The 26,692-nt window shown below is 36.7% G+C and carries 35 protein-coding genes; all 35 read left to right on the top strand.

Annotation, left to right across the window (positions count from 1 at the left end; translation table 11 throughout):
* Positions 1–9 precede the first annotated feature (9 nt).
* Positions 10–1,266 (top strand): hypothetical protein, encoded by a 1,257-nt coding sequence (locus QTL86_RS06545; protein ID WP_410496834.1) that lies wholly within the window; start codon positions 10–12, stop codon positions 1,264–1,266.
* 336 nt (positions 1,267–1,602) lie between these two features.
* Complete coding sequence (locus QTL86_RS06540; RefSeq protein ID WP_410496833.1) at positions 1,603–1,779, top strand: hypothetical protein; 177 nt, start codon at positions 1,603–1,605, stop codon at positions 1,777–1,779.
* Positions 1,780–1,877: 98 nt separating this feature from the next.
* Positions 1,878–2,027 carry a hypothetical protein gene (locus tag QTL86_RS06535; RefSeq protein ID WP_410496832.1) on the top strand — a complete coding sequence of 50 codons (150 nt, stop codon included), beginning with the start codon at positions 1,878–1,880 and terminating at the stop codon, positions 2,025–2,027.
* A gap of 168 nt (positions 2,028–2,195) precedes the next feature.
* Positions 2,196–2,588: an RNA polymerase sigma factor gene (locus QTL86_RS06530; RefSeq protein ID WP_410496831.1), complete on the top strand. Its 393-nt coding sequence runs from the start codon at positions 2,196–2,198 to the stop codon at positions 2,586–2,588.
* 84 nt (positions 2,589–2,672) lie between these two features.
* Entirely contained in the window at positions 2,673–2,816 is a 144-nt protein-coding gene (locus QTL86_RS06525; protein WP_410496830.1) for a hypothetical protein, read from the top strand.
* Positions 2,813–3,151, top strand: a complete 339-nt coding sequence (locus QTL86_RS06520; RefSeq protein WP_410496829.1) for a DUF4406 domain-containing protein — start codon at positions 2,813–2,815, stop codon at positions 3,149–3,151. The genes QTL86_RS06525 and QTL86_RS06520 overlap by 4 nt, the downstream gene beginning before the upstream one ends.
* Positions 3,138–3,395 carry a hypothetical protein gene (locus QTL86_RS06515; protein ID WP_410496828.1) on the top strand — a complete coding sequence of 86 codons (258 nt, stop codon included), beginning with the start codon at positions 3,138–3,140 and terminating at the stop codon, positions 3,393–3,395. Before QTL86_RS06520 ends, QTL86_RS06515 begins: the two co-directional genes overlap by 14 nt.
* A complete protein-coding gene (locus tag QTL86_RS06510) occupies positions 3,395–4,528 on the top strand; it encodes a DUF2800 domain-containing protein (RefSeq protein ID WP_410496827.1) in 1,134 nt (377 codons plus the stop codon). The genes QTL86_RS06515 and QTL86_RS06510 overlap by 1 nt, the downstream gene beginning before the upstream one ends.
* Entirely contained in the window at positions 4,525–5,052 is a 528-nt protein-coding gene (locus tag QTL86_RS06505; protein WP_410496826.1) for a DUF2815 family protein, read from the top strand. The genes QTL86_RS06510 and QTL86_RS06505 overlap by 4 nt, the downstream gene beginning before the upstream one ends.
* Positions 5,049–6,986: a DNA polymerase gene (locus QTL86_RS06500; RefSeq protein WP_410496825.1), complete on the top strand. Its 1,938-nt coding sequence runs from the start codon at positions 5,049–5,051 to the stop codon at positions 6,984–6,986. Before QTL86_RS06505 ends, QTL86_RS06500 begins: the two co-directional genes overlap by 4 nt.
* Before the next feature lie 18 nt (positions 6,987–7,004).
* A complete protein-coding gene (locus QTL86_RS06495; protein ID WP_410496824.1) occupies positions 7,005–9,368 on the top strand; it encodes a VapE domain-containing protein in 2,364 nt (787 codons plus the stop codon).
* Positions 9,369–9,739: 371 nt separating this feature from the next.
* The gene (locus QTL86_RS06490) at positions 9,740–10,024 is read left to right on the top strand and encodes a VRR-NUC domain-containing protein (protein ID WP_410496823.1); all 285 of its coding nucleotides are present in this window, start codon (positions 9,740–9,742) and stop codon (positions 10,022–10,024) included.
* A complete protein-coding gene (locus tag QTL86_RS06485) occupies positions 10,005–11,351 on the top strand; it encodes an SNF2-related protein (protein WP_410496822.1) in 1,347 nt (448 codons plus the stop codon). The genes QTL86_RS06490 and QTL86_RS06485 overlap by 20 nt, the downstream gene beginning before the upstream one ends.
* A gap of 11 nt (positions 11,352–11,362) precedes the next feature.
* A complete protein-coding gene (locus tag QTL86_RS06480; RefSeq protein WP_410496821.1) occupies positions 11,363–11,791 on the top strand; it encodes a DUF1492 domain-containing protein in 429 nt (142 codons plus the stop codon).
* Between the two features lie 204 nt (positions 11,792–11,995).
* Positions 11,996–12,190 carry an HNH endonuclease signature motif containing protein gene (locus QTL86_RS06475; RefSeq protein WP_410496820.1) on the top strand — a complete coding sequence of 65 codons (195 nt, stop codon included), beginning with the start codon at positions 11,996–11,998 and terminating at the stop codon, positions 12,188–12,190.
* A 365-nt stretch (positions 12,191–12,555) separates the two neighbouring features.
* Positions 12,556–12,993, top strand: coding sequence for an RNA polymerase subunit sigma-70 (locus QTL86_RS06470; RefSeq protein WP_410496819.1), 438 nt, complete (start codon positions 12,556–12,558; stop codon positions 12,991–12,993).
* Entirely contained in the window at positions 12,983–14,233 is a 1,251-nt protein-coding gene (locus tag QTL86_RS06465) for a site-specific DNA-methyltransferase (RefSeq protein ID WP_410496818.1), read from the top strand. The genes QTL86_RS06470 and QTL86_RS06465 overlap by 11 nt, the downstream gene beginning before the upstream one ends.
* Positions 14,214–15,443, top strand: a complete 1,230-nt coding sequence (locus tag QTL86_RS06460; RefSeq protein ID WP_410496817.1) for a DNA cytosine methyltransferase — start codon at positions 14,214–14,216, stop codon at positions 15,441–15,443. Before QTL86_RS06465 ends, QTL86_RS06460 begins: the two co-directional genes overlap by 20 nt.
* Positions 15,444–15,576: 133 nt before the next feature.
* Complete coding sequence (locus QTL86_RS06455) at positions 15,577–16,473, top strand: amidoligase family protein (protein ID WP_410496816.1); 897 nt, start codon at positions 15,577–15,579, stop codon at positions 16,471–16,473.
* A gap of 53 nt (positions 16,474–16,526) precedes the next feature.
* The gene (locus QTL86_RS06450; protein ID WP_410496815.1) at positions 16,527–17,006 is read left to right on the top strand and encodes a gamma-glutamylcyclotransferase family protein; all 480 of its coding nucleotides are present in this window, start codon (positions 16,527–16,529) and stop codon (positions 17,004–17,006) included.
* A 2-nt stretch (positions 17,007–17,008) separates the two neighbouring features.
* Complete coding sequence (locus QTL86_RS06445; protein WP_410496814.1) at positions 17,009–17,215, top strand: hypothetical protein; 207 nt, start codon at positions 17,009–17,011, stop codon at positions 17,213–17,215.
* Positions 17,216–17,286: 71 nt separating this feature from the next.
* Positions 17,287–17,751 (top strand): phage terminase small subunit P27 family, encoded by a 465-nt coding sequence (locus tag QTL86_RS06440; RefSeq protein WP_410496813.1) that lies wholly within the window; start codon positions 17,287–17,289, stop codon positions 17,749–17,751.
* 54 nt (positions 17,752–17,805) lie between these two features.
* Positions 17,806–19,368, top strand: a complete 1,563-nt coding sequence (locus tag QTL86_RS06435) for a terminase large subunit (RefSeq protein WP_410497297.1) — start codon at positions 17,806–17,808, stop codon at positions 19,366–19,368.
* 41 nt (positions 19,369–19,409) lie between these two features.
* Positions 19,410–20,276 (top strand): DUF6710 family protein, encoded by an 867-nt coding sequence (locus QTL86_RS06430; RefSeq protein WP_410496812.1) that lies wholly within the window; start codon positions 19,410–19,412, stop codon positions 20,274–20,276.
* Between the two features lie 44 nt (positions 20,277–20,320).
* Positions 20,321–21,580: a phage portal protein gene (locus QTL86_RS06425; protein ID WP_410496811.1), complete on the top strand. Its 1,260-nt coding sequence runs from the start codon at positions 20,321–20,323 to the stop codon at positions 21,578–21,580.
* The gene (locus QTL86_RS06420) at positions 21,577–22,323 is read left to right on the top strand and encodes a head maturation protease, ClpP-related (RefSeq protein WP_410496810.1); all 747 of its coding nucleotides are present in this window, start codon (positions 21,577–21,579) and stop codon (positions 22,321–22,323) included. The genes QTL86_RS06425 and QTL86_RS06420 overlap by 4 nt, the downstream gene beginning before the upstream one ends.
* 44 nt (positions 22,324–22,367) lie before the next feature.
* Entirely contained in the window at positions 22,368–23,576 is a 1,209-nt protein-coding gene (locus QTL86_RS06415; RefSeq protein WP_410496809.1) for a phage major capsid protein, read from the top strand.
* A 20-nt stretch (positions 23,577–23,596) separates the two neighbouring features.
* Positions 23,597–23,872, top strand: a complete 276-nt coding sequence (locus tag QTL86_RS06410) for a head-tail connector protein (RefSeq protein WP_410496808.1) — start codon at positions 23,597–23,599, stop codon at positions 23,870–23,872.
* Positions 23,866–24,204, top strand: coding sequence for a phage head closure protein (locus tag QTL86_RS06405; RefSeq protein ID WP_410496807.1), 339 nt, complete (start codon positions 23,866–23,868; stop codon positions 24,202–24,204). The genes QTL86_RS06410 and QTL86_RS06405 overlap by 7 nt, the downstream gene beginning before the upstream one ends.
* Positions 24,197–24,538 carry an HK97 gp10 family phage protein gene (locus tag QTL86_RS06400; protein WP_410496806.1) on the top strand — a complete coding sequence of 114 codons (342 nt, stop codon included), beginning with the start codon at positions 24,197–24,199 and terminating at the stop codon, positions 24,536–24,538. The genes QTL86_RS06405 and QTL86_RS06400 overlap by 8 nt, the downstream gene beginning before the upstream one ends.
* Complete coding sequence (locus tag QTL86_RS06395; protein WP_410496805.1) at positions 24,535–24,840, top strand: hypothetical protein; 306 nt, start codon at positions 24,535–24,537, stop codon at positions 24,838–24,840. The genes QTL86_RS06400 and QTL86_RS06395 overlap by 4 nt, the downstream gene beginning before the upstream one ends.
* A gap of 11 nt (positions 24,841–24,851) precedes the next feature.
* The gene (locus QTL86_RS06390; RefSeq protein WP_410496804.1) at positions 24,852–25,445 is read left to right on the top strand and encodes a major tail protein; all 594 of its coding nucleotides are present in this window, start codon (positions 24,852–24,854) and stop codon (positions 25,443–25,445) included.
* Positions 25,445–25,783, top strand: a complete 339-nt coding sequence (locus QTL86_RS06385) for a hypothetical protein (RefSeq protein ID WP_410496803.1) — start codon at positions 25,445–25,447, stop codon at positions 25,781–25,783. Before QTL86_RS06390 ends, QTL86_RS06385 begins: the two co-directional genes overlap by 1 nt.
* A gap of 290 nt (positions 25,784–26,073) precedes the next feature.
* Positions 26,074–26,322, top strand: coding sequence for a type II toxin-antitoxin system Phd/YefM family antitoxin (locus QTL86_RS06380; RefSeq protein ID WP_410496802.1), 249 nt, complete (start codon positions 26,074–26,076; stop codon positions 26,320–26,322).
* A 4-nt stretch (positions 26,323–26,326) separates the two neighbouring features.
* On the top strand, positions 26,327–26,653 hold the full coding sequence (locus QTL86_RS06375) for a type II toxin-antitoxin system RelE/ParE family toxin (protein WP_410496801.1): 327 nt from the start codon (positions 26,327–26,329) through the stop codon (positions 26,651–26,653).
* The last annotated feature ends 39 nt before the right edge of the window (positions 26,654–26,692 follow it).

Genomic DNA, 26,692 nt, shown 5'->3' with positions numbered 1-26,692 from the left:
AGAGAGATGATGAGCTCAAAATATTATTATGGACAGGATGGCATGATAGTTTCAGAAGAGCTTATTATGTTATTTGATTTAGGCACAAAAGAAATGAGATATTCATCTACGCTTCGAAAGAATGTGTTTGATATTGTTGGCTTTATTTTTCGAGAAGAAAAAATACTTGTAGTTTTTCCTAAAAATTATTACGAAGAAGCCCAGATAAATTCTCTGAATTCAACTCATTTAGAACAGCACAAGGATATTAGATTGTTATTTAATGTGATCCAAAAATATCGTGAAAGAGAAAAAACAAATGCCTCAGCTAGGTCACATATTGGTTCTCAGGACGGGTATGATTCAGATTATCCTTTTAAGGCTTTTTATGAAGTATATGATTATTATCAAAGATACGGGTTATACAAAGAAAAGGAAGAGAAAGTTGTACAGGGAACCAAGGGAAGGATATCATGGAAAGATACAATTGTTAAATCGAATAAAGTAATAAGTGGGGGAAATTTGATTTTCACACCCTTCTATGTTAAAAAGAAAAACTTTAATAGTGTTTTTTTGACTGAATGCATGGTTTTTATTATTGATTACACTATTGATCAATTTCAGGACTTCCTGACTTTGAAAAAAACTGGCGTTAGATGTAAATTTGATTATTTGAATAACATAGATTATGTTTTGCAACAATTAAAAACAAGTTCTAATTCAGTATTTAAGGATGTGAACAAAAGACTCATAGAAAGTATGATTGAATTTTTTGAACAATATAGAGGAAAAGCAAGAGGTGGAAATCTTCATATTAAGGTTAGATATTTTGATATGATTTGGCAGAAGATGATAGCATCATTTATTAACAAGCATTTTTCTGGAATTGACTCGGTGACGGGAGCAGCAATTTTTGATATGTCAATTCAACATTCAGTTATGACATTTCAGGATAAAACATTTAATGATATTGATGATTCGCCACATCATTTTAGCATTGATATAGATCATTTGGCGTATGAAAGTGGCACATTGTTTATTTTTGATTCAAAATATTATGTTGATATCAAAGAGCTAAACTATAAACAGTTATCATATAATGAGTTGCTTCGTTATCACTATCCTGGAATGACTGAAATGTATAATATTCTGATTTTACCGGGAATGAATAGCTCTAAAATACATTTTTCATTTGCCGCAGGTTACAAAGGGCCGAGAATAGTAGGAACTAAAATTATTGAGCAATATGTTAGACCACAAATAGTAATGGAAGATTATATTGCTTAATCATAACATATGACATATTATTATTTAGATTTAAAGCGAGGTGCGAACTGTGGCATATGGAAAATCAATAGAGTTTTTTCTAGTAAATGGTACCGCAGAACTTTCAAATTAGAATGGAAAAACAATAAAAATACCACGAATAGAATTAGCCGGATGTGATCATGAAGATATTACACAACCATGGAGGGCTTTCTGGGCAACTTGAAGTTTTATTATAATTCTCAAAGCCTGAAAGCTCTTTTTGTAAAAGTTGTAAATTGGCTTTTTTGCCATTAACTCTTGTTTAACCTTCCCTTCTTTTTAGGCAATACTCCTACTAAGAAAGAAGGGGTTTACATGGATAGTAAGTTAATACAAGAGGTGCAATTAGAGAACCAGATGAATATGTTGTTAGAGCAGATTGAATATCAGTTAGAGCATCCTATGGAATGTAGCCATAGAAATAAGGCTATGTGCAGGCAATGCCTTTATAACGTAGAAACTTCATCACCAATATGCTCCAAAACAGAGTAAGCACTTATACCATTATGATAAACTGCTAATTTTTTGTCTACACCACTTGCATGATTAAACTCTTAGATGGGTATAATTTCCTACAAGGAGTTGATAATATGCATTCAATAAGTACAATTACTTTTTTAGTTTTAAGTTTTTTTGCAGGATTGGGTGTTTACTCAATCTTTATGTATGTAAGATTAAATGCCATACTTAATGAGTATATAAAAAAATTAGAGGAAAAAGAAGATCGCTTACCTAATTAAAGGGTAGTCGGTCTTTTTCATTTTTTAAGAAATTAAAATCAAACTAAGACTTATCCTATATGATCCATAATCATTATATATAATCGTTATAGATTATTTATCAAATGTCAATTATTCAAGATGCAACTTACTAGTCAAGTTAGCATTAAAGAATGAGAGGCATAGAGTATGAAAATTAAATATGAAAGCGTTACAGGAGAAATTTTAGAATTTGAAGTTCCGAATGATGTTGCAGAGGTATGTATCAAGATTGAGAATAGTACTAGAAAGCAAGATAGAAAAGAAACAAGGCGACATATTTCACTATCATCACTGGAAGAACGAGGGGTAGAAGTATCTGAAAACACAGATATTGAAAATCATATTATTGAAGTTCAGAAAACCGAACAATTACAAGAAGCCTTGAAGATGTTACTGCCAGAGCAACAGGAACTAATCTTCAAGGTATTTTTTTGCGAAAAATCTATAACTGAGATAGCTAAGGAAGAAGGGGTTACTAAATCTGCCATATGTTCAAGATTAAATACTATTTATAGGAAATTAAAGGAAATTATGTTTTGATCCTTAACAATTGCCTTTCTCGTGGCTATATAGTAGAGGCATTTATTTTAACCTCTAAAAATCAGTTATGAGGAGGTGAACAAAATGAAAACTATTAAGATTACCATTTCAGAATTACAGTCCGAACACATTGTGGTTAAGGGAAGTACACCTAAAGAAACAGAGCTAACTACCAAGCTTATCAAGTTACTCAAAATTATCCAACCCAAGGAGGCACTACAGCAATGAAACTAGTTTTTATCTGTTCTCCTTATAGAGGAGATATTGAACGTAACACCTTAAGAACACGTGCGTATTGCCGCTTTGCTTACACTAAAGGAGCAGTTCCATTTGCACCACATCTTCATAATACCCAGTTCCTTGATGAGAGCATTAATGAAGAACGCCAAGCAGGTATTGTACTAGGACTACATCTATTATCTCATTGTGAGGAACTCTGGGTGTTCGGAAATCAAATGACAGAAGGTATGCGTGTAGAAATTGAAGCAGCAAGTAAAATGGATATGCCTATTAAGTACTTCAATGACAAATGTGAGGAGCTGACTAATTATGAAACAAGATGAACTGATTTTACAAGTAGCAAAGGACCTTTATAAATTAGCGGAGCATATTGATAGTTTATTTAACGTAGCATCAGAAAAGAAAGCTATTTCAATAGAAGAAGTTAGATCAGTACTTGCTGAGAAGTCACAAGCTGGAAAAGGTCCTGAAATTAGAGCACTTATTGAAAAGTATGGTGCTGATAAGTTAACAGACTTGGAGCCTACTTGTTATGAGGCACTTCTTAATGAAGTGAAAGCTCTTTAATGTCAGCTCATGCACTATTGGGTGCATCTAGTTCTCATAAGTGGCTTCACTGTACACCATCAGCAAGGCTTGAGGAACAGTTTGAAAACACTACTAGTACTTTTGCAGAAGAAGGGACAGCTGCTCATGTTTTAGGTGAATACAAGATTAGAACCTTTTTAGGTGAAAACTTAGAAAGGCCTATAAGCGACTATGACAGCGAAGAACTAGAAGAGTACACGGATGTTTATCTGACAGTAGCTATAGAGTTTATTGCAAAGGCAAGAGAAGCATGTACTGACCCTCTTATCTTAGTGGAGCAACGATTAGATTATGCTTGTTATGTGCCAGAGGGTTTTGGAACAGGAGATTTAATTATTGTAGCAGATGGTACTTTAGATATCATCGATCTTAAGTATGGACGTGGAGTGGCAGTATCAGCTAAAGATAATCCCCAGATGAAGCTTTATGCTTTAGGAGCACTTACTTTGTTTGATGTTCTCTATGACATTGATATAGTTAGAATGACCATCTGCCAACCAAGGCTTGAAAACATTTCTAGCTATGAAGTAAAAGCAAGTGATCTACTTGAGTGGGCCGAAACAGAATTAAAGCCTAAAGCTAATATGGCTTATAAGGGAGAAGGTGACTTCTTACCAGGAGAGCACTGTCGTTTCTGTAGAGCTAAGCAAACTTGTAGATCTAGATCTGAGCATTTCTTAGAACTAGTTCAGTATGACTTTGCACTCCCTGCATTATTAGAAGATGAAGAGATTACTCAAATACTACCCCTAGCTGAAAAACTAGTAAGTTGGGCTAGTGACGTTTATGCCTATGCTACTGAAAAAGCTTTAAATGAGAATAAGGAGTGGTCTGGTTACAAGTTAATTGAAGGTAGAAGCAATCGTAAGTACAAATGTGAGCAAGAAGTTATTAGTAAGCTTTTAGAAGCTGGCTATAAAGATATTTACAAGCAGTCACTGCTTGGATTAAGTGAGATGGAAAAGCTGTTAGGTAAAAACATATTTAATAAGCTTATCGGTCCGTTGGTTGAAAAAACCCAAGGTAAATTAACCTTAGTTCCAATAAGTGATAAGAGACAAGATGTTAAAAACACAGTAAAAGATGACTTTAAAGAGGAGACAAAACAATGAGCAAAGTAGTAACCGGGAAAGTAAGATTTAGTTATGCAAATATATGGGAACCAAAGAGTATCAATGGAAGTGAAGAGAAATACAGTGTTTCTTTAATCATTCCAAAATCAGAGGCTAAAACCATCGAAGAAATTCAAGTAGCTATGGAAGAAGCCAAGCAAGAAGGCATTGCTAAGTTTGGAGGTAAAATTCCTCTTAATCTTAAGCTACCTCTAAGAGATGGTGATATCGATAGACCAGATGATGAAGCTTATCAAGGATGCTATTTTATCAATGCCAATAGTAAAGATAAACCACAAATTGTAGATAAGAAGGTAAAACCTATTTTAGATCCTAATGAAGTATACAGTGGGTGCTATGGTAGAGCTAGCATTAACTTCTATGCCTTTAATCAGAATGGTAATAAGGGAATTGCTTGTGGTCTCGGTAATCTCCAGAAGTTAGAGGATGGCGAACCACTCAGCGGTCATTCAAGAGCTGAGGATGACTTTGAAGCCTATGGAGAAGATGACTTCTTATCATGAGAACATTAGCTTTAGATTTAGAAACCTATAGTAGCGTTAATTTAACTAAAGCAGGGGTATATGCGTATACCTCTGCTACAGACTTTGAGATATTGCTACTAGCTTATGCTTTTGATGAGGAAAAAGTAGAAGTCATTGATTTAGCACAAGGTGAAACTGTACCTTATAAAGTGTTGTCAGCTATTCAAGACAAAACCGTAATTAAGACAGCTTTTAATGCTAACTTTGAGCGAATTGCTTTATCAAGATATCTAGGTGTTCAGCTTACTGCAGAAGACTGGCGTTGCAGCGAAGTCCAAGCGGCTATGCTAAGTCTCCCCTTATCTCTTGAAGCCGTGGGCGAAGTATTAGGGTTAGAAAAGCAGAAGCTCAAAGAAGGTAAAGAGCTAATTAGATATTTTTGTATGCTTTGTAAACCTACTAGAACCAATGAAAACAGGACAAGAAATTTACCACGTCACGCTTTAGAAAAATGGGAGCAGTTTAAGTATTACTGCAAACGGGATGTAGAAGTAGAAAGAGCTATTCGTAAGAAACTAGCTTCTTATCCTATTAGTGAAACAGAACAAAAACTTTATGTATTAGACCAAGAAATTAATGATAGAGGTATTCTCGTAGATATTCAGCTCGTGAAAAATGCTATTAAAGGTGACAGTGATTACAGGGAAAAAGTGACAAGATGTGCTCAAGTCTTGACTGGATTAGATAATCCAAACAGTGTCTCTCAATTAAAGACATGGTTTTCTGATAATGATTTGAGTATAAAAAGTTTGTCGAAGAAGTCAGTTGGAGAATTGGTAACTTGTACTACAGGTCAAATTAAACAATTGCTAGAAATGAGGTTAGAACTTGCAAAGACCTCTGTTAAGAAGTATGAAGCCATTCATAGGGCTATTTGTCCTGATAAAAGAGTACGCGGGTTACTGCAGTTTTATGGTGCCAATCGTACAGGAAGATGGGCTGGAAGGTTAGTACAGGTTCATAACTTACCTCAAAACCATTTAAAGGACTTAACATTAGCGAGAACTTTAGTGAAGCAAGGTAACCTAGAAACATTGGAACTACTTTTTGACAGTGTGCCTAACGTTCTTTCAGAGCTTATCCGTACAGCTTTTATTCCCAGTAAGGGAAGTCGATTTATTGTAGCAGACTTCTCTGCTATTGAAGCTAGGGTGATTGCCTGGCTAGCAGGTGAACAGTGGCGTATGGAAGTTTTCAAAACACATGGCAAGATTTATGAAGCTTCTGCCTCACAGATGTTTAAAGTACCCATTGAGGAAATCACCAAGGGTAGCCCATTAAGGCAGAAAGGGAAGATTGCAGAACTGGCCCTTGGTTACGGTGGGAGCGTAGGTGCTTTAACCTCTATGGGTGCCTTAGAAATGGGATTAGATGAAAATGAACTTAAGCCACTAGTTACTACTTGGCGTGAAGCTAACCCTAATATCACAAAACTTTGGTGGACAGTAGATAAGGCCGCACTTAAGGCAGTCAAGGAAAGAGTACCACAAACAGTAGGTAAATTAACTTTCCACTATGAACGAGGTATTCTTTTTATTACTTTACCTTCAGGACGAAGACTTTCTTATATTAGGCCTAGACTAGAACTTAACAAATTTGGTAGAGAAGGTCTTACCTATGAAGGGATAGGTGAGAACAAGCACTGGTGTCGTATTGAAACCTATGGTCCTAAACTCGTAGAAAACATTGTACAAGCAACAGCAAGGGACTTATTAGCAGAAGCTATGCTTGCCATAAGGGATAGAGGCTACGAGATTGTGATGCACGTTCATGATGAGGTGATAGTTGAAGCACCTCTGAGAAAAGGCTCATTAGATGAGTTATGTGAGGTAATGGCTATTTCTCCTAAATGGGCAGAAGATTTACCTCTTAGAGCAGATGGTTTTGAATCCGAGTATTACAGGAAAGATTAAGCAGCAAAGGAGACTAAAATGAAGTTCACAATTGCTATTGGAAATAGTAGAAAGGACAAAGTATGGAAGCATCAGGAGTTAACTTGGGAAGCTTTTACCAAGCGTGTGAGTCAAACGTATCGTACCAGTGAGTCAGTAGCTGAATATAGACTACTCTCCAAGGTGAAACAGGATGCTATAAAAGATATGGGTGGTTTTGTAGGCGGTAGGCTCAAAGAAGGTAAAAGGAAAAATGGTTATGTGGAATACCGTTCTATGCTGACCCTAGATATGGATGATGCCTTAAAAGATATATGGGAGCAGATAGAGCTGTTCTATGATTTTACTTGCTGCATTTATTCTACTCACAAACACACATCAGAGCATCCAAGGTTAAGACTAGTTATTCCTCTTGCAAGAACGGTTACAGCTGATGAGTATTCAGCTATTGGTAGAATGGTGGCTAAAGATATTGGCATTGACCAATTTGATGATACCACCTACGAACCAGTAAGGCTGATGTATTGGCCTAGTACGTCTTGTGATGGATTATTTGTTTTTAAAGAGCAGAAAGGTAGTTTATTAGACCCAGATAAGGTATTAGCACGTTATGAAAATTGGAGAGATAGCTCAACTTGGCCTGTTTCTTCAAGACAAACCATAGTTGTTAAAAAGCATATTTCTAAGCAATCAGATCCCTTAGAAAAGGAAGGTATTGTTGGTACCTTTTGCAGAACTTATTCAATTCAGGATGCCATCGAAAAGTTCTTAGGTGATGTTTACAAGCCAAGCGTAGTGCCTGATAGATATGATTACCTGGCAGGTGAAAGTACAGCTGGTGTAGTGATCTATGATGATAAGTTCGCTTACTCACATCATGCTACTGATCCAGCTAGTGGCAAGCTTTGTAATGCCTTTGACTTAGTTAGGACTCACCTCTTTAGAGAGTTAGATATGGAGGTGCCAGAAGGCACAGTCCCTTCTAAGCTACCATCTTATAAAGCTATGGTAGAGTTTTGTACCAAAGATGATGTGGTTAAAGGGCAAGTAGTACGAGAACGTATGGGGCAGGTGCAAGAGGAGTTTGATGCGGTAGATGATAAGTGGCAAGAGAAGTTAACGGTTAGTAAAAGTGGGCAAGTGGTTAATAACCTTAAGAACTTAATTCTGATTTTACAACATGATGAGCATTTAAAGCATATCGTCTTTAATCAGTTCAGTGATGGCATGGAGATTATAGGTGAAGTGCCTTGGAAGCATCCCAGCAACTTTTGGAGAGATGCAGATGATGCACAGCTTATGAGTTATGTTGATTTGCACTATGGTACCTTTAGCAAACAAAACTATTTAACAGCAGTGACAAAGGTAACCGATGATCGTTCCTATCACCCAATTAGACGATATCTGCAGAGTCTTCCTGAATGGGATGGTCTTGACCGTGTTGAAACCTTACTCATTGATTATTTAGGAGCAGAAGACAGCCAGTATGTGCGTGCAGTAACTAGAAAGGTACTTTGTGCAGCAGTAGCTAGAGTACTCAATCCAGGTTGTAAGTATGATACCATTTTGGTTTTAAATGGTCCTCAAGGCATAGGAAAAAGTACACTTATTTCTAAGCTTGGTGGAGAGTGGTTCTCTGATAGCTTACAGCTTGCGGATACGCATGATAAGACTGCTGCTGAGAAATTACAGGGATATTGGATTTTAGAAATAGGCGAGCTAGCTGGACTTAGAAAAGCTGACGTAGAAACCTTAAGAAGTTTCTTATCCAGACAGAATGATATTTATAGAGCTAGCTTTGGAAGGCGCCCTGCTCCTCATCCACGCCAATGCGTATTTATCGGAACCACTAATGCTGAAAATGGCTATCTAAGGGATACAACAGGTAATCGTAGATTTTGGCCTGTGAGGGTAAAAGGGCAAAGTGCTAAAAAACCATGGGAGATTTCAAGCTATGAAATCAAACAACTATGGGCTGAAACACTAAAACTCTATAAGGAGGGTGAACAGCTTCATTTGGAAGATGGCCTATCAGAGGCAGCTATAGAAGAACAAGCCGAAGCTATGGAAGCTGATGAACGAGAATCATTAGTAAGAGAATACCTTAATAAACTCTTACCAGAGAACTGGCCTTCTATGGACCTCTATGAACGTAGAAGCTTTCTAAATGGTGGCGAATTTGGTACTAAGGAATTAGGAAGAGTTAAACGTACCAGGGTTTGTGTAATGGAAATCTGGTGTGAATGCTTTGGTAAAGAACAGTCCAATCTTAAACGACTAGAAGGTAATGAGATACGAGCTATTATGAGTAGGATGAAAAATTGGAAGAAATATGATAGCAAGATACGTTTTCCTATTTACGGAATTGTTAATGGTTATGTAACTGAAGATATGTTGCAATAGAAGTTGCTACGTTGCCGTTAAAATAAATTAAAAAAGTTGCTGTGTTGCTAAAAAGTGTTGCTACATTATTTGTTATGGCAACCATTCAAATTAGCTTCTATCAAAGGATAGCAGTTATCTGTAGCTTAGTTACTCAAAAATTACTATTAATAATAATATATATATAATAAAGAAAGAGCTCACGCAACACGCATATACACGCGTATAAGGATTTAATGGCTAAATGGAAACATTGGCAACGCATGATAAAAAATCAAAGGAGAAATGAGACATGAAAAGAATTTATAGATGGTGTGAAAACAAATTAAGAGTGATTGGTAAACTAGTGATTCGTATCAAAAAAGCTATTAAGAAACTTTGGAGAAAGCTTGATGGCAGAAGAAAGTAGAACAGAGCAAGCTTTTGTTAGAGCTGTTAATGCCAGAGGTGGCATAGCTTATAAGTTTGTATCCCCAGGAGTTAATGGAGTACCAGATCGTTTGGTTCTCCTCCCTCATGGGAAGATTGCATTTGTTGAACTAAAAGCTAAAAGCAAGAAGATGAGACCGCTTCAGCTAAAACGAAAACATCAGTTAGAAGCATTAGGCTTTCTAGTTTATTGCATTGACCAAAAAGAACAGATAGGAGAAGTACTAGATGAAATATGTACCACATGACTATCAGGGTTATGCAACGAGTAGAATCATCAAAGATAAGATTTGTGGAATGTTTTTAGACTGTGGACTCGGTAAGACCATTATTACATTAACAGCTTTGAATGAGCTTATGTATAACCACTTCAAGGTTTACAAGGTTTTAGTGATTGCTCCGTTAAGAGTAGCACAAGATACCTGGAGTAAAGAATGTGAGAAATGGGAACATCTTAAGCTCCTAACTATTTCTAAAGTTTTAGGATCGGAGAAGGAAAGACTTAAAGCTATAGAAACAAGAGCCTCTTTATATGTCATTAACCGAGAAAATGTAGAATGGCTAGTTAAGAATCATAAATGGGACTTTGATATGGTGGTTATTGATGAACTTTCAAGCTTTAAATCTTATAGCTCTAAAAGGTTTAAGGCTTTACGTAAAATTAGGCCACTCACTAAAAGAATCATAGGATTAACAGGCACTCCTGCTCCTAATGGTTTAATGGACTTATGGGCTGAAATCTATTTGCTAGATATGGGGGAAAGGTTAGGTAAGTTCATTGGACAATACAGAAACACCTATTTTGAACCAGACAAGCGAAGTCGAGAAGTCATTTTTAGTTATAAGCCAAAACTAGGAGCAGAAGAGCAAATTTATGAAAAGCTCTCTGATATTTGTATAAGCATGAAAGCTTGTGATTATTTGAAAATGCCTGATCGAATTGATAATAAAATCGAGGTGAGTTTGTCAAAGTGTGAGATGAAGCTTTATCAAACCTTAGAAAAAGATATGTTGTTACCTTTTGTTGAAGGAGATATTGATGCAGTCAATGCAGCAGCTTTAAGTAATAAACTCTTACAGATGGCTAGTGGCGCTGTTTATGATGAGAACCACGAAGTAAAACTTATTCATAATCAAAAGCTAGAGGTCTTGGAAGATTTGATTGAAGCTACTAACGGAAAGCCAGTTCTAATCTTCTATAGTTATCAGCATGATAAGGAGCGAATTTCAAAGCAGTTTAAAGTGAAAGAGATAAACACCTCTGAAGATATTACCAAATGGAATGAAGGTGATATCCCTATAGCTATTGCACACCCTGCTGCTACTGGTCATGGTCTTAATCTTCAAAGTGGAGGGAGCACTATTATCTGGTTTAGCTTACCTTGGAGTTTAGAATTATACCAACAGGCCAATGCCAGACTATGGAGACAAGGACAAACAGAGACTGTAGTGATTCATCACATTATAACTAAAGGAACCATTGATGAGGATGTTATAAAAACTTTAGGAACAAAAGATAAAAGTCAGAATGCATTACTAGAAGCAGTGAAAGCTAGAATCAATCAAGCGAAGTAAAGGAGCATCATATGACTACTAAAGAATATTTATCACAAGCTTATAGATTAGACCAGCGAATACACAGTAAGCTAGAACAAGTTAGTACGTTGAGAAGTTTAGCTCAAAAAATGACAAATAGTTTTGGTAATGAGGGTGGCAGAGGTGTACGGACACAAAGTCCAATGGAGAATACCATAGTTAAAATAATGGATTTAGAAAGGGAAATAGACAAAGAAATCGATAGGCTAATCGATTTAAAGCAAGAAATAATGGTGGTGATAAGTTCTGTTGAAGATATTGATTGTCAGCTATTATTGGAACTTAGATATCTTACTTTTAAAACGTGGGAACAGATTGCTGAAATTATGAATTTTACGCTTCAATGGGTTTATGCACTACATCAGAAAGCTCTTTCAAAAATAAAATCAAAAGACTTTAGTAAAATTGATTATAATTGATGTTCTCTTAGTGATATTATTATGATGTGAAAATAGTACAGGAGAAAGAACATGCCACACAAACCACAGAAACCTTGTAAGCACCCAGGTTGTCCTAAGCTTACTAATACAAATTATTGTGCTGAGCACAAAGCATTGCATGAAAGAGCTACAGCAAATGACCGGGGCTATGACAATAAGTGGAGAAGTACTAGGAAGAAGTTCTTGCAAGAGCATCCCTTTTGCATTCGGTGCCAGCAGAACAATAAACTTACACCAGCTACAGTTGTAGACCATATCATTCCTCACCGAGGTGAGCAGGTTTTATTTTGGGATAGAAGTAACTGGCAACCACTGTGTAAGCAGTGCCATGATAAGAAAACAATGACAGAAGATAGGTATCAAACCTATCACTACTAAATAAAAACATGCCCCCTTCTCGTAGATGTATTTAAAACAAATAAATCGTTTGCCAGACATGTGTTGCACCCCCTTTGGATTAAAAGTGTGATTAAATACAGGGGGAGGGGGCATAAAACCTTTGTGGCTCAAGCCATTGGAGACCGGTGTGCCCTCACACGCAAATTTTCGCAATATAAAAAGGGAGGGGCTACTAAAAAAGTCGCAGAATAGATTGCTAGACTTTGATAAATCTAGTTTGCCACCCTTTATGAATTATGCCAAATTGTTTAATAAAGTTTAAAAGCCATGAGCCTTTTATTTTCAAAAGGTTTGTGGCTTTTTATATGCCAATAAAATCGCAAAATGGAAAAGGTGATTTTCTTATGACAAACGAGCAAAAAGAAGCCATTTATAAATTACGTCTAGAAGGACTAGGTTATAAAAGTATTGCCAAGCAATTAGACCTAAGCCGAGATTCAGTTAAAGCATATTGTACTAGGCATCACTTAAATGGTTCTAGTCAGTTGGTGGAGCTTAATGCAGAAGTGATAAAAGAAAATCATGACCTTTGCCAGTACTGCAGTAATCCTATTCGCAAAAAAGGAAGGGGAAGAACCCGTAAGTTTTGCTCAGAGGAATGTCGCAGAAAATGGTGGGCAGAGCATCAAGAGAAAAGAATACTTAAGGAAACTGCTACTTATCATTACATTTGTCCTAAATGCAATAAGTCTTTTAGCGCTTATGGCAATCGTAAGAGAAAGTATTGTAGTCATCAATGTTACATCAAGGATAGATTTGGAGAAGAACAACATGGAATTTAAAAAGCTCAAGATAGAAGACCTTATTCCGGCTGGTTATAATCCTAGAAAAGATTTAAAGCCTGGTGATAAGGAATATGAAAAGATTAAAAAGAGTATTACCGAGTTTGGATATGTGGAACCCATCATTGTCAATCAAGACTTAACCATTATTGGTGGACACCAGAGATTGAAAGTATTGAAAGACCTAGGCTATACAGAAGTGGATTGCGTGATTGTTGAAGTAGATAAAACAAAAGAAAAAGCACTAAATGTTGCTCTTAATAAAGTGACCGGCTCCTGGAATGAAGAACTATTAGCTGATCTTATCAAAGACTTACAAGAACTAGATTATGATGTTTCCTTTACTGGCTTTGAACCACCTGAGATAGAAGAGCTATTTAATAATCTTCATGATAAGGAAATTAAGGATGATAACTTTAATGTAGATGAGGCACTCACTGAAAACCCTATTTCTAAACAAGGGGATATCTGGTTATTGGGTAGACACAGATTGGTATGTGGTGATAGTACCTCACCTGAAACATATACCAAACTTATGGAAAGTAAGAAAGCTAATCTAGTAGTAACAGATCCACCCTATGGTGTCGGCTATGAGGGAAAAGCCGGTACCATTCAAAATGACAAGATGAAGGATGAAGAATTTTATCAATTTCTCCTAGCTGCTTTTACACGTATGTCAGAAAACATGGAAGAAGATGCTTCAATATATGTATTCCATGCAGATACTAAAGGACTTATCTTTAGAAAAGCCTTTCAAGATGCCAGTTTCTATCTATCAGGTGTATGCCAGTGGGTTAAACAATCCTTTGTTTTAGGTAGAAGTCCTTACCAATGGAAGAATGAACCCATTCTCTTTGGCTGGAAAAAGTCCGGTAAGCATAGATGGTACGTAGGACGTAAAGAAACAACTATATGGAATTTTGATAGACCTAGTAAAAGTGAACTTCATCCTACTACTAAACCCGTACCTCTTATTGCTTATCCTATTCAAAATAGTAGCATGAGTAACTGCATTGTGCTAGATCCCTTCGGCGGAAGTGGTTCTACCCTCATTGCCTGTGAAGAAACCAATCGTATTTGCTACATGATTGAATTGGATGAAAAGTTTGCGGATGTCATTGTAAAACGCTATATAGAATATAAAGGAACAGCAGATGAGGTTTATCTGTTAAGAAACGGAGCGAAAATAAAATATGCAGATATAGAAGGGGAAGGTTTAAATGATAAGGACCTTCCTTGATTTTTGCTCAGGAATAGGTGGTTTTCGATTAGGACTTGAGCTTGCTGGTTATCAATGCAAAGGATTTTGTGAAAAGGATAAGTTTGCAGTCAAATCCTATGAAGCTATGTTTAATACAGAAGGAGAGTGGTATAGAGATGACGTTACAAGCCTTATTGGAGCAGAAGTTCCCTACGCTGATATCTGGTGCTTCGGATTCCCATGCCAAGATGTTTCTATTGCCGGAAAACAACGAGGACTCTGTGGCAAACGAAGTGGTATCTATTTTAACATTATTGACCTCATCAAAAGCAAAAAGGAAGAAGATAAACCCACATACCTACTCATTGAAAACGTTAAAAATCTGCTCTCAATTAATCAAGGATTTGATTTTACCACCGTTCTCACTGGACTGGATGAAGCAGGGTATGATGCAATGTGGCAATTGCTTAACTCTAAATACTTTGGTGTCCCACAAAACAGAGAACGTGTGTTTATTATCGCAAGTCTTAGAAGTAGAGGTAGACGAGAAATATTACCTCTCACAGGAAAAAATGCAGCAGCTCTTAAGCAAATTATAGGTGGTTATCAAGCTGAAAGAGTTTATAATCCAGAAGGCTTATCTTGCACGCTAAAGGGAAATGGTGGCGGAGAAGGGGGTAAAACAGGGCTTTATTTTATTGACCAGTCTACTACAAAGGTTGAAATAACCGATACCTCTCGGTGCATTACTTCTCGTTATACAGCTGGAGTTGTTAATCGAACGGCGATGAATAGTGGTGTCCTTGAAGCCAAAGCTGTACTAACACCAGATAGAATAGAAAAAAGGCAGAATGGCAGAAGATGTAAAGCTTATGATGAGCCTATGTTTACTTTATCGAGTTCTGATAAATATGGCGTAGCTATTAAAGAAGCCACTAAACAAGGGTATGTAGAAGCCAACTTAGGAGACAGCATTAATATGACTTTCCCAGAGAGCCAAACAAGAAGAGGCAGAGTTGGAAAAGGAATTGCTCAAACCTTAGATACCTCCTGTAATCAAGGGACATTAGACAAGCACTATCGTATTAGGCGATTGACTCCTAAGGAGTGCTTTAGATTGCAAGGCTTTTCAGATGAATTATTTGAAAAAGCAAGGGCAGTTAATTCAGATGCTCAACTTTATAAACAAGCTGGAAATGCAGTAACTGTTCCAGTGGCTTATGCAGTGGCTAAGAGTCTTGTTTGGTAAGTTATAAATGTGACAAATATATGCTGTGTTTTTTGTGAAATCTATGTGGCACAAGGCCCTACACTTATCTTCCATACAGAGTTAACATGTGTACTACCGAAAGGGAAAACACACTTTGAAAGGAAGAAAAACAATGAAAACACAAAGGTTTGGCATTGAAATTGAAATGACAGGTATTACCCGAAAGGAAGCTGCCGAGTGCATTCAAAAAGAACTTAGAAGCTTTTGCTTAGACCACATAGGAGGCAGTTATGATGCCTACCACATTATGGATAACGAAGGTAGAACTTGGAAGGTGGTTTCAGACGCAAGTATTGAAGCACAAAGAAAAACAGGGAAAACAACTGGATACGCTTCAAACGAGTATCGTGTAGAATTGGTTAGTCACATTCTTACTTACCAAGATATCGAGCCTTTGCAAGAACTTGTCAGAGCCTTAAGAAAAGCGGGAGCCATTACTAATAAGAGCTGTGGGATTCATATTCATGTAGATGCCGCACTTCATACGCCAGCAAGTCTTAAGAATTTGGTCAACCTGATGGCAAGCAAAGAAGATTTACTTTACAAGAGCCTTCAAATAGATCCTGAAAGATTAAGATATTGCAAAAAGGTAAATGAGGAACTTATTCAAACCATTAATAAGAAAAAGCCAAAAACACTAGAAGCCTTAGCAGATATTTGGTACGAAGGTTATGGTTTTGAAGAAAGAGACAGACATTACCATCAAAGTAGATACCATGGACTTAATCTACACAGTGTTTTCAATAAAGGTACCGTAGAGTTTAGACTATTCAATAGCACCACCCACGCAGGCAAGATAAAAGCCTACATTCAATTTTGCCTAGCCCTAAGCTATCAGGCCCTGACTCAAAAGACAGCCAGCGCAAGAAGAACCTATACTGATAATGAGAAATACACCTTCAGATGTTGGATGCTGAGACTTGGCTTAAATGGGGATGAGTTCAAAACTTGCAGATTCCATTTCCTGGGAAATTTAAGTGGAAATTCAGCATGGCGAAGAGTAGCTTGAGAGGAATAAATCGGGAGGGGCTAAACCCTTCCCTTAATGAAAGGGTGAATGAGTTGAAAACTAAAATTTATGCTGCCTATGGTAGTAACATGAATATAGAGCAAATGGCTATACGATGTCCTAAAGCTAAGGTAATAGGAGCTGGAATCTTACAAGATTATAAACTTACCTTTCGAGGTTTGGGGCGTGGTGGAGTAGCAAATATTGAGCAAAGCAAAGGAAATCGAGTACCCATTGTACTATGGGAGATTACTTCTGAATGTGAAGTGGCACTTGACCACTACGAAGGTTATCCTAGCCTTTATACCAAGAGAGTGGTCGAGATTATCTCTAAAGATAAATCCAAGATAAAAGCTATGGTTTATGCTATGGCTAAACGGTATGAAAGCTATCCCTCAGAGCCAAGTGAAACTTACTTTAAAGTGATTAAGGATGGGTATACGGCAAATGGACTTTCTATCAAGAAGCTTAACGAGGCTTTAATATCTACTAGGGAAGAAATACATCTTAAACAGAGTGGGTTGGAGAAGTAGTTATGGATAAATTTCTTAGTCAAAAAAACTGCGATAGATGTGGTGCTTCATTGGCACAAGGGAGAATCATGAGCATGTTAAATAAAGAATGCATCTGCCTCAAATGTAAGAAAAAAGAAAAGCAAGACCCACTCTATGAAGAGGCAGTCAAAGCAGAGCTAAAAGAAGTCAAAAAGGGTAACTACAATTATGAAGGCCTTAAGAAATAGTCAGTAAACATTAGGGACTTACCTCGGTAGGTCCTATTGTTATGGAATCAAATAGATGGGAGGTGATATCCATGGCTCAAGTAGGTAGAAAACCAAAACCAACTGCTCTTAAAATTCTAGAAGGCAATCCAGGTAAAAGGCCTTTAAATATAAACGAACCTAAACCTATTAGTAAAGCACCTAAGTGCCCATCGTGGTTAGAAGCAGAAGCCAAAAAGGAATGGAGAAGAATTGCAAAAGGCCTAGAACAGATAGGCGCACTTGCTGAAATAGATATGGCAGCATTAGCCGGATATTGCCAGGCCTACGCTCGTTGGAAAGAAGCAGAGGAGTTTATCAGTAAACATGGCAGTTTGGTAAAAACACCGTCAGGATATTGGCAACAAGTGCCTCAAGTAAATATTGCCTCTAGCTATTTAAAGATTATGTTGAAGTGTTGCGAGCAATTTGGTCTAACACCATCTGCTAGAAGTAGAATTGTAGCGGATAAGAGTGGTGATGACTTTGACATTATGGAAGATATTTTGAAAGCATAGGTGAGACTTATGGAGCAAAGATATAAATTAAAAGACTACACACCTTCACCATTTATGTTAACAACTTCTCATTACGATGAAGCTAAAGCCGATAGAGCAGTTAACTTTATTCAGTGCTTGAAACATACCAAAGGAAGATGGGCAGGTAAACCCTTCGAGCTTATAGTCTGGCAAGAACAAATTATTCGAGATCTATTTGGCATTGTTAAAGAGGATGGAACTAGGCAGTTTTTAACAGCTTATGTTGAATTGCCTAAGAAACAAGGTAAGAGTGAACTTGCAGCTGCTATTGCTTTATATTTACTCTTTGCAGATAATGAACCCTCTGCAGAGGTCTATGGTTGTGCGGCAGATAGACAGCAGGCATCCATCGTATTTGATGTGGCCACACAAATGCTCAAACAATCATCAGCATTAAGTAGACGTGCAAAAATAGTAGGGTCAACTAAACGTATTGTTTATCCAAGCCAAGCTAGTTATTATCAGGTACTTTCAGCAGAGACTTCAACTAAGCATGGATACAATGTTTCAGGACTTATCTTTGACGAAATTCATATTCAACCTAATCGAAAGCTCTATGATGTTATGACCAAAGGTTCAGGAGATGCCAGAACACAGCCACTTTTTTTTGTTATTACTACAGCTGGAACGGATAGGAATTCCATATGTTATGAATTACACCAAAAGTCAAAAGACCTTCTAGAGAATAGAAAGATAGATTCTACGTTTTATCCTGTTCTTTATGGCATAACAGATGAGGACGACTGGACAGATGAAGCTAATTGGTATAAAGCCAATCCTTCTTTAGGGATTACAATTGATATAGAAAAAGTAAGGACAGCTTTTAATTCTGCTAAGGAGAACCCAGCAGAAGAGAATGTATTTCGCCAACTTCGTCTTAACCAGTGGGTAAAACAGTCTATTCGTTGGATGCCTATGAATAAATGGGATGAGTGTGCTTTTCCTGTCTCCGTTGATGATCTTCAAGGTAGAGAGTGCTATGGTGGATTAGACTTATCATCAACTACAGATATAACAGCTTTTGTACTAGTATTTCCACCAAGAGATGAGACCGAAAGGTATGAAATACTTCCTTTCTTTTGGCTACCAGAGGAAACTCTTGATTTAAGAGTAAGAAGAGATCATGTTCCCTATGATGTCTGGAAGCAACAAGGTTATGTAAAAACAACTGAAGGTAACGTTGTTCATTATGGATTTATAGAGAGTTTTATTGAGGAACTAGGGACCAAGTACAATATCAAGGAAATAGCTTTTGATAGATGGGGAGCCGTACAGATGGTACAGAACCTAGAGGGAATGGGATTCACTGTAGTTCCTTTTGGTCAAGGCTATAAAGATATGTCCCCACCATCTAAGGAACTCATGAAACTTACCTTAGAAAAGAAACTAGCTCATGGAGGTAATCCTGTCCTTAGATGGATGATGGACAATATTTTTATCAAGACTGATGCAGCAGGTAATATCAAACCAGATAAAGAAAAAAGCACCGAGAAGATTGATGGTGCAGTAGCTTTAATTATGGCTTTAGATAGAGCTATAAGGCATAAAGATGATGGAGGTAGTGTTTATGATGATAGAGGAATATTAGTGCTATAGCTTGTATATATTTATATAAACTGTAGAAAAGAGGATTATATATGCTACTTTTACTTATTAAAGGAATAATAATCTCAAGCTGTATTTTCTTGATATATTTACTGTTCTATAAATCGCAACCTAATAAGAAACATAAAACTTTATATATGCTAGATAATCGATTAAAAAATCAAGATGATATTTTTAGCACAGAACACTTGTCCAATAAGGATAAATTTAATGCCATACTAGATAGTGCAATAAAAATATTAGATGATACTATATCACAACCGTATGAACCCAAATTAAAAAAATATCAGGAACACCCTATATTTGATTTTATACGTATACTTGGCCGAAGTTTACAAAGTGACTACATTAAATACTCTTTATACTTTAGCAGTGACGAATGTAATGTACCTAATCTATATTGGAATACTGTTGGTTTTGATACAGGAGTTCGCTTTGCAGTTGATTATAATAAAACTATATCTTTTTGGGATTTGTTAAAAGAAGTAAGTTCCAATAAGGAGTTAAGTTTATCTACAGATTTAATTTTACCCTGGCCTTGGAAAAAATCTCGTTTAATTAATGCAATAGAGTCTATAGGTAATGGACGTTTAAAAGGTGTATGGAGACAAGATCCTAATCATTGTATTGAACTTTGGCTTCCTATAGGTTTAGGATGGGTTACCTGTGGCAACCATTCTATAGCAATAGGTATAATACAAGGTGGGAAAATCAAACCACATACCTTCTATGATATGAGTTCACTCTATAAATATATACGATGTGATGGAGAGTATTTCATAAAAAATGATTTTAACACTACAGATGAAATAATAGGTAATGTTACATCGGTTGAATTTGCCGCTATATTTGAAATTGGAAGACTTCTAATAGAAAAAAATATATCATTTATAGATTAATCTAGTTTTTATAAAAGTCATTTAACTTTTAGGAGACATACACAATGAGTCTAATAAGACAATTATTTAAATCAAGGGATAAGCCAGTTAAGAATAACTTTTTTCATAGTGCATATTCCTTTTTGTTTGGTCCAACAACAAGTGGTAAGACTGTTAATGAAAAAACTGCTATGCAGACGACTGCAGTGTATGCCTGTGTAAGAATACTAGCAGAAGCAATAGCAAGCTTACCACTCAGTGTTTACCAAACCACTGGACTAGGAAAAGAAAAAGCAACTAACCATAGATTATATCATCTACTCCATGATGAGCCAAATTCAGAGATGACTTCATTTGTGTTTAGAGAGACACTTATGAGTCATCTTTTATTATGGGGAAACGCGTATGCTCAAATTATCAGAGACCAGAATGGCAAGGTACTATCCCTATATCCATTACTTCCTAATAAGATGAGCGTTAATCGTGATAGTAGAGGCAATATCTATTATGTCTATACAAGAGATAGTGATGAGACTCCCTCTTTAGCAGGATATGGAGAGTTTTATTTATCAGAACACGAGGTGCTGCATATTCCAGGACTAGGTTTTGATGGACTCATAGGTTACTCGCCTATTGCTATGGCTAAAAATGCTATAGGCATGTCGCTAGCTACAGAGGAATATGGGGCCTCATTTTTTGCAAATGGAGCCACTCCAGGTGGTGTACTTGAACACCCTGGAATTGTTAAAGATCCACAACGAGTAAGGGAAAGCTGGAATAGTGTTTACCAGGGAACCAAGAATGCTCATAAAGTAGCTGTTCTTGAGGAAGGTATGAAATACCAAAGTATAAGTATCTCCCCTGAGCAAGCACAGTTTTTAGAAACACGTAAATTTCAAATCAATGAGATAGCTCGAATTTTCAGAGTACCTCCTCACATGGTAGGTGATCTTGAAAAGTCGAGCTTTTCTAATATAGAACAACAATCTCTTGAGTTTGTGAAATATACCTTAGACCCTTGGGTAACCAGATGGGAACAGGCCATGCAAAAAGCACTGCTTCTACCAGGTGAAAAGAATCAGTATTTTATTAAGTTCAATGTAGATGGCCTTCTTCGTGGAGACTATCAAAGCCGTATGAATGGTTATGCCATTGCAAGACAAAATGGTTGGATGTCAGCTAATGATATTCGCGAACTTGAAAATATGAATCTAATTTCACCTGAAGAGGGAGGAGATATTTACATGGTTAACGGTAATATGCTGAAACTCAAAGATGTAGGTGCCTATGCTAAGGAAAATACAGAAAGGAAAAATACTAAATGAGAAAGTTTTGGAACTGGGTAAAAAGCGAAAACCAAAGAACCCTTTACTTTGATGGCTGTATTGCTGAGGAAAGCTGGTTTGGTGATGAAATTACACCTAGGCAGTTTAAATCAGAGCTTTTTGAGGATGAAGGAGATATTGCAGTGTGGATTAACTCACCTGGTGGTGATGTCATTGCAGCTTCTCAGATTTATACCATGCTCAAGGAGTATTCAGGACAAGTCACTATCAAAATTGACGGCATTGCAGCTAGTGCGGCTTCAGTTATTGCTATGTCAGGGGATCATGTTCAAATGTCACCAACGGCAGTGCTGATGATTCATAATCCTGCAACTGCAGTGTTTGGAGAAGTGGCAGATTTACAAGGTGCTATTGAAATGCTAGAAGAAATTAAAGAAAGCATCATAAATGCTTACGAGCAAAAAACACAGCTTAGCCGCACTAAAATAGCACACATGATGGATGCAGAAACCTGGTTTAGTGCTAATAAGGCTGTAGAACTAGGTTTTGCAGATGAAGTGCTTTATCACACAGAACAACCTGATAATGTCTTAAAGGATTTCATGTTTGATAAGCTTACGATTACTAATGCTTGGGTCAAAAAAATGCCTAAGGCTAAAGTAACGCCCGAAACTACACCAACACGAGTAGTTGAAAAAGCAGCAAGCCCTAAAGAAACACCACTAGACAATCAAATGCCTATCGCACAATTTGATAAGCGTTTAGAACTATTAAAACCATAAAACTAGAACTTAACTAGAAATAGACATCAATGGAGGATTATAGCGTGAGTAAAGTATTAGAATTAAGAGAAAAACGAGCAAAACTATGGGAAAGTACTAAAGCATTCTTAGACAGTAAAAGAAAAGATGATGGTCTTTTATCAGTTGAAGACACAGCTACCTATGAGAAAATGGAAGCAGATGTAGTGAGTCTTGGCAAGGAGATTGACCGATTAGAAAGACAGTCTGCATTAGAGGCAGAACTTTCAAGACCTGTTAACACACCTATTAAAAATAACCCATCTCATTTTGGTAATGGGAATAAAACAGGTAGAGCTACAGATGAGTATAAGCAATCCTTCTGGAATGCTATGAGAAATAAGTCTAGCTTTGAGATCCAAAATGCCTTACAAGTTGGAACAGATGGAGAAGGTGGATACCTTGTACCAGATGAATTTGAAGCTACCCTCGTTCAAGCTCTTGAAGAAGAAAACATCTTCCGTCAATTAGCTAAGGTGATTACTACGTCAAGTGGTGATAGAAAAATTCCTGTAGTAGCTACTAAAGGTACAGCTTCTTGGGTAGATGAAGAAGGACAAATTCCAGAGAGTGATGATAGCTTTGGACAAGTTGCTATTGGTGCATATAAACTAGGCACCATGATTAAGGTGTCAGAAGAACTCCTTAATGATTCAGTTTTTAATTTAGAGCAGTATATTGCCAGAGAGTTTGCTAGACGTATTGGTTCTAAGGAAGAAGAAGCCTTCTTCATTGGAGATGGTACAGGTAAACCTACTGGCATTTTTAATGCCACTGGTGGGGCAAATTTAGGGCTTACAGCGGCTAGTTCTACAGCTATTGCAGTAGATGAACTTTTAGACTTATTCTATGCCTTAAAGTCTCCTTATCGTAAGAATGCAACATTCGTTATGAATGATACCACTGTCAAAGCCATTCGTAAGCTTAAGGATAACAATGGACAGTATTTATGGCAACCATCTATTACAGCTGGTACACCAGATACTATTTTAAACAGACCTATTAAAACTTCAGCTTATGTACCAACATTAGCTGCCGGGGCTAAAGCCATTGCCTTTGGTGATTTCAGTTACTATTGGGTAGCAGATCGCCAAGGCAGAGCCTTTAAACGACTTAATGAGCTTTATGCAGCTACGGGACAAGTTGGCTTTATGGCTACACAAAGAGTTGATGGTAAGTTAATATTGCCTGAAGCTATTCAAGTACTACAAATGAAAGGAACAGCAGGCGCTTAAGCAAAGGGAGGTGATAAGGCATGACTGTTTCATTAGAGGAAGTTAAACTTTACCTAAGAGTAGATACTAATGAAGAGGATGAGCTTATCACCTCTTTTATTTTTACCATTGAAGAATTATGCGAGGGGATATTAAGAAAACCTCTTACTGAATTTGAGACTGTTCCCGAAACTGTTAAGCAAGCTACTTTATATGGAGTGGGTTGCTTATATGAACAACGTGAAATTGCAGATATCAAAGCTATTTTAGTATTTCTTAAGAGTGTGCTTTTTAGCTATCGTCAGGAGGAATGGTAGAAGTGATTGGTAAACTAAGACATCAAGTAGCACTTCTTAAACCTACTATAAGCAAAGATGAGTTAGGACAAGAGATGGAGAACTTAGAAGTGCAGAAAACCATATGGGCAAATATTGAGCCTTTATCCGGGAAAGAGTACTTTTCAGCTAAGCAGATTAATAGTGAGGTAAATGTTAAAATCACCATCCGATATATAGAGCCTTTATTGCCTCATTGGGTTGTGCAATTTGGACATCGCGTTTTTAATATTGAAAGCATTATTAACTTTGAGGAAAGAAACAAATACCTTCAGCTTTTATGCTCTGAAAAAGTAGGTGTAAACAGTGATTGATATTAGTCTAGAGCTTGCTAATCGATTAGCAGCCTATACAGAAGATGTAAAAGAAGGACTAGAACAATCAGCCGATGAAGTAACTAAGGAAGCTTTAGATAAGCTTAAGGCCACTAGCCCAAAGCATAAAAAGAAATATGCTAAAAGCTGGGTAAGGAAGAAAACGTCACAAGGCTATATCCTTCATAATAAGAGGTACTATTTAACTCACTTACTTGAAAATGGTCATGCTAAACGTGGTGGTGGAAGAGTGGCTGGTATTAAGCATATTGGTCCTGTTGAAGAACAAACCATTCAAGTTTTTGAGCAGAAGGTGAGGGAATATCTAGGATGACATTAGAAGAAATCTATCAAACCTTGCAACAACTGAATTTACCTATAGCTTATAGTCATTTTAAATCACCTCAGGAGCCACCCTACCTAGTTTATCTGATGGAGGATACACAAAACTTCGGTGCTGATAATAAGGTCTATCATCAAATTGAGAATTTAGTGATTGAGCTTTATACAACAAAGAAAGATATTATGTTAGAGAAGAAGCTCGAAGCACTTCTTAATGAGAAAGAACTTTACTATGAAAAAATAGAGACCTATATAGAGAGTGAAAAATTATATGAAGTAAGATACGAACTTTAAGGAGAGATAACATGAGTAACAAAATTAAATATGGCTTGAAGAACGTTCACTATAGCCCTATCACAGAAATAACAGAAGGCGGTAAGACTACAGTTACCTTTGCTACACCTATTGCTATTACTGGTGCAGTGAATTTAACCCTATCACCAGTAGGAGATACAACACCCTTTTATGCAGACAATGTGGAGTATTTCACAGCTATTGCCAACAATGGTTATGATGGTACTTTGGAAATGGCACTTATCCCAGATAGTTTTAAGGTAACCATTTTAAAAGAAGTGCTAGATACTAATAAAGTACAATTTGAGGAAAACGACAAACAACCTGCTCCTTTTGCACTTTTATTTGAGTTCGATGGAGACAGTAGTTCAACTAGGCACGTCATGTATAATTGTAAAGCAACCAGACCCAATATTGAAAGTTCTACAAAGGGGCAAAGTATTGAGCCAAAAACGGAAACACTTACATTAACCTGTCGAAGCTTACCTGGTAGTGCAATTATTAAAGCTAAAACAACAAGCGAGACAACACCAGCTACTTATGACAGTTGGTATGGAACGGTTTATCAAAAAGTAACTGAAGCAAGTGGGGAGAGTGAAGCTTAATGGAAAAAAGTATTAAAATTGCAGATAAACTAGTGGCACTTAAAACAACAGGTGCTACTTTATTACGTTACAAAATGCAGTTCGGTAAAGACCTATTAACTGAGCTGATTAAATTAGAGGATGCTTATAAGAAAGGGGAGTTTAAGACAGATAAAATTGACTTTGAACTCTTCTTTAATATTTTATGGATTATGGCCAAGACTGCTAACCCAGACATTAAACCGCCAGTAGAGTGGCTTGATGAGTTTGAAGAATTCCCAGTATTAGAGATTTTACCAAAGGTTATTGAAATGCTTTCTAACCTGATTGGAACAGCGAAAAAAAAGCTACAGAAGTAGAAGATAAAAATAGTGAGCCTATTACTACAGAAGGATTGCTTGTTCATGCCATTAAGAGAGGTCTTTGCATTGCAGATTTTCATGAGATGAGTATTGGAATGATACTTGAGTACATTAGAAAATATGATGAGTTTAACAGAGATGCTTGTGATACAAGTGAAGTGGTAATAGACGCTAGCCAAAAGAATTTTAATTGCTTCTAATAAAAAATATTTTGCTGTAAAATTTACAGTGTTATTTTACAGCAAATAGAGGTATAATAGTAATATCAAAAGTATGGAGGTGCTATTATGCCAAACATTAAACCTGTATCTGATTTGAGAAATTACAATGAAGTATTAAAAGATATAGCCGTAGGAGAACCTGTTTTTCTAACTAAAAATGGACGTGGACGATATGTCATTATTGATATGGCAGACTATCAAAAGCAAGAAGCTACGCTTAAGTTATTATCAAAACTTGGGGAGGCTGAAAAAGTAATCGAAACAGGTGAGCAGTGGCTTACAAGTGATGATGTAAAAAAGGAGTTAGGATTATAATAAGATGCACACACTGAAACTTAATCCCAAAGCACTTGAAGACTTGAAAGCTATTAAATCATATATAACTGAGGAGCTTGAAAATCCTACTGCGGCTAGTCAGACTATCCTTTCTATTATTGAATCATATGAACGTCTAAAAGACTTTCCTTCACTTGGAGGAAGTTTATCTACTAAAATAGATGTTAAAACAGACTATCGTTTTTTAGTTTCCGGTGAGTATATTATCTTCTATAAGTTTGATAGTCATTACGTTTATATTTATAGAATATTGTATGGGAAAAGAGATTATCTTAACATTCTTTTTAAAGAGAATGATATGTTACATTAAGACACTTACTTAACGGTAGGTGTTTTTTTATACGCAAAA

Origin of the sequence: Cellulosilyticum sp. ST5 (genome assembly GCF_046529625.1) — a bacterium.
In the GTDB taxonomy this organism is placed as follows: domain Bacteria; phylum Bacillota; class Clostridia; order Lachnospirales; family Cellulosilyticaceae; genus Cellulosilyticum; species Cellulosilyticum lentocellum.
The sequence above is the reverse complement of the archived record's forward strand: the minus strand, read 5'-3'. Positions and strand labels throughout refer to the sequence as shown.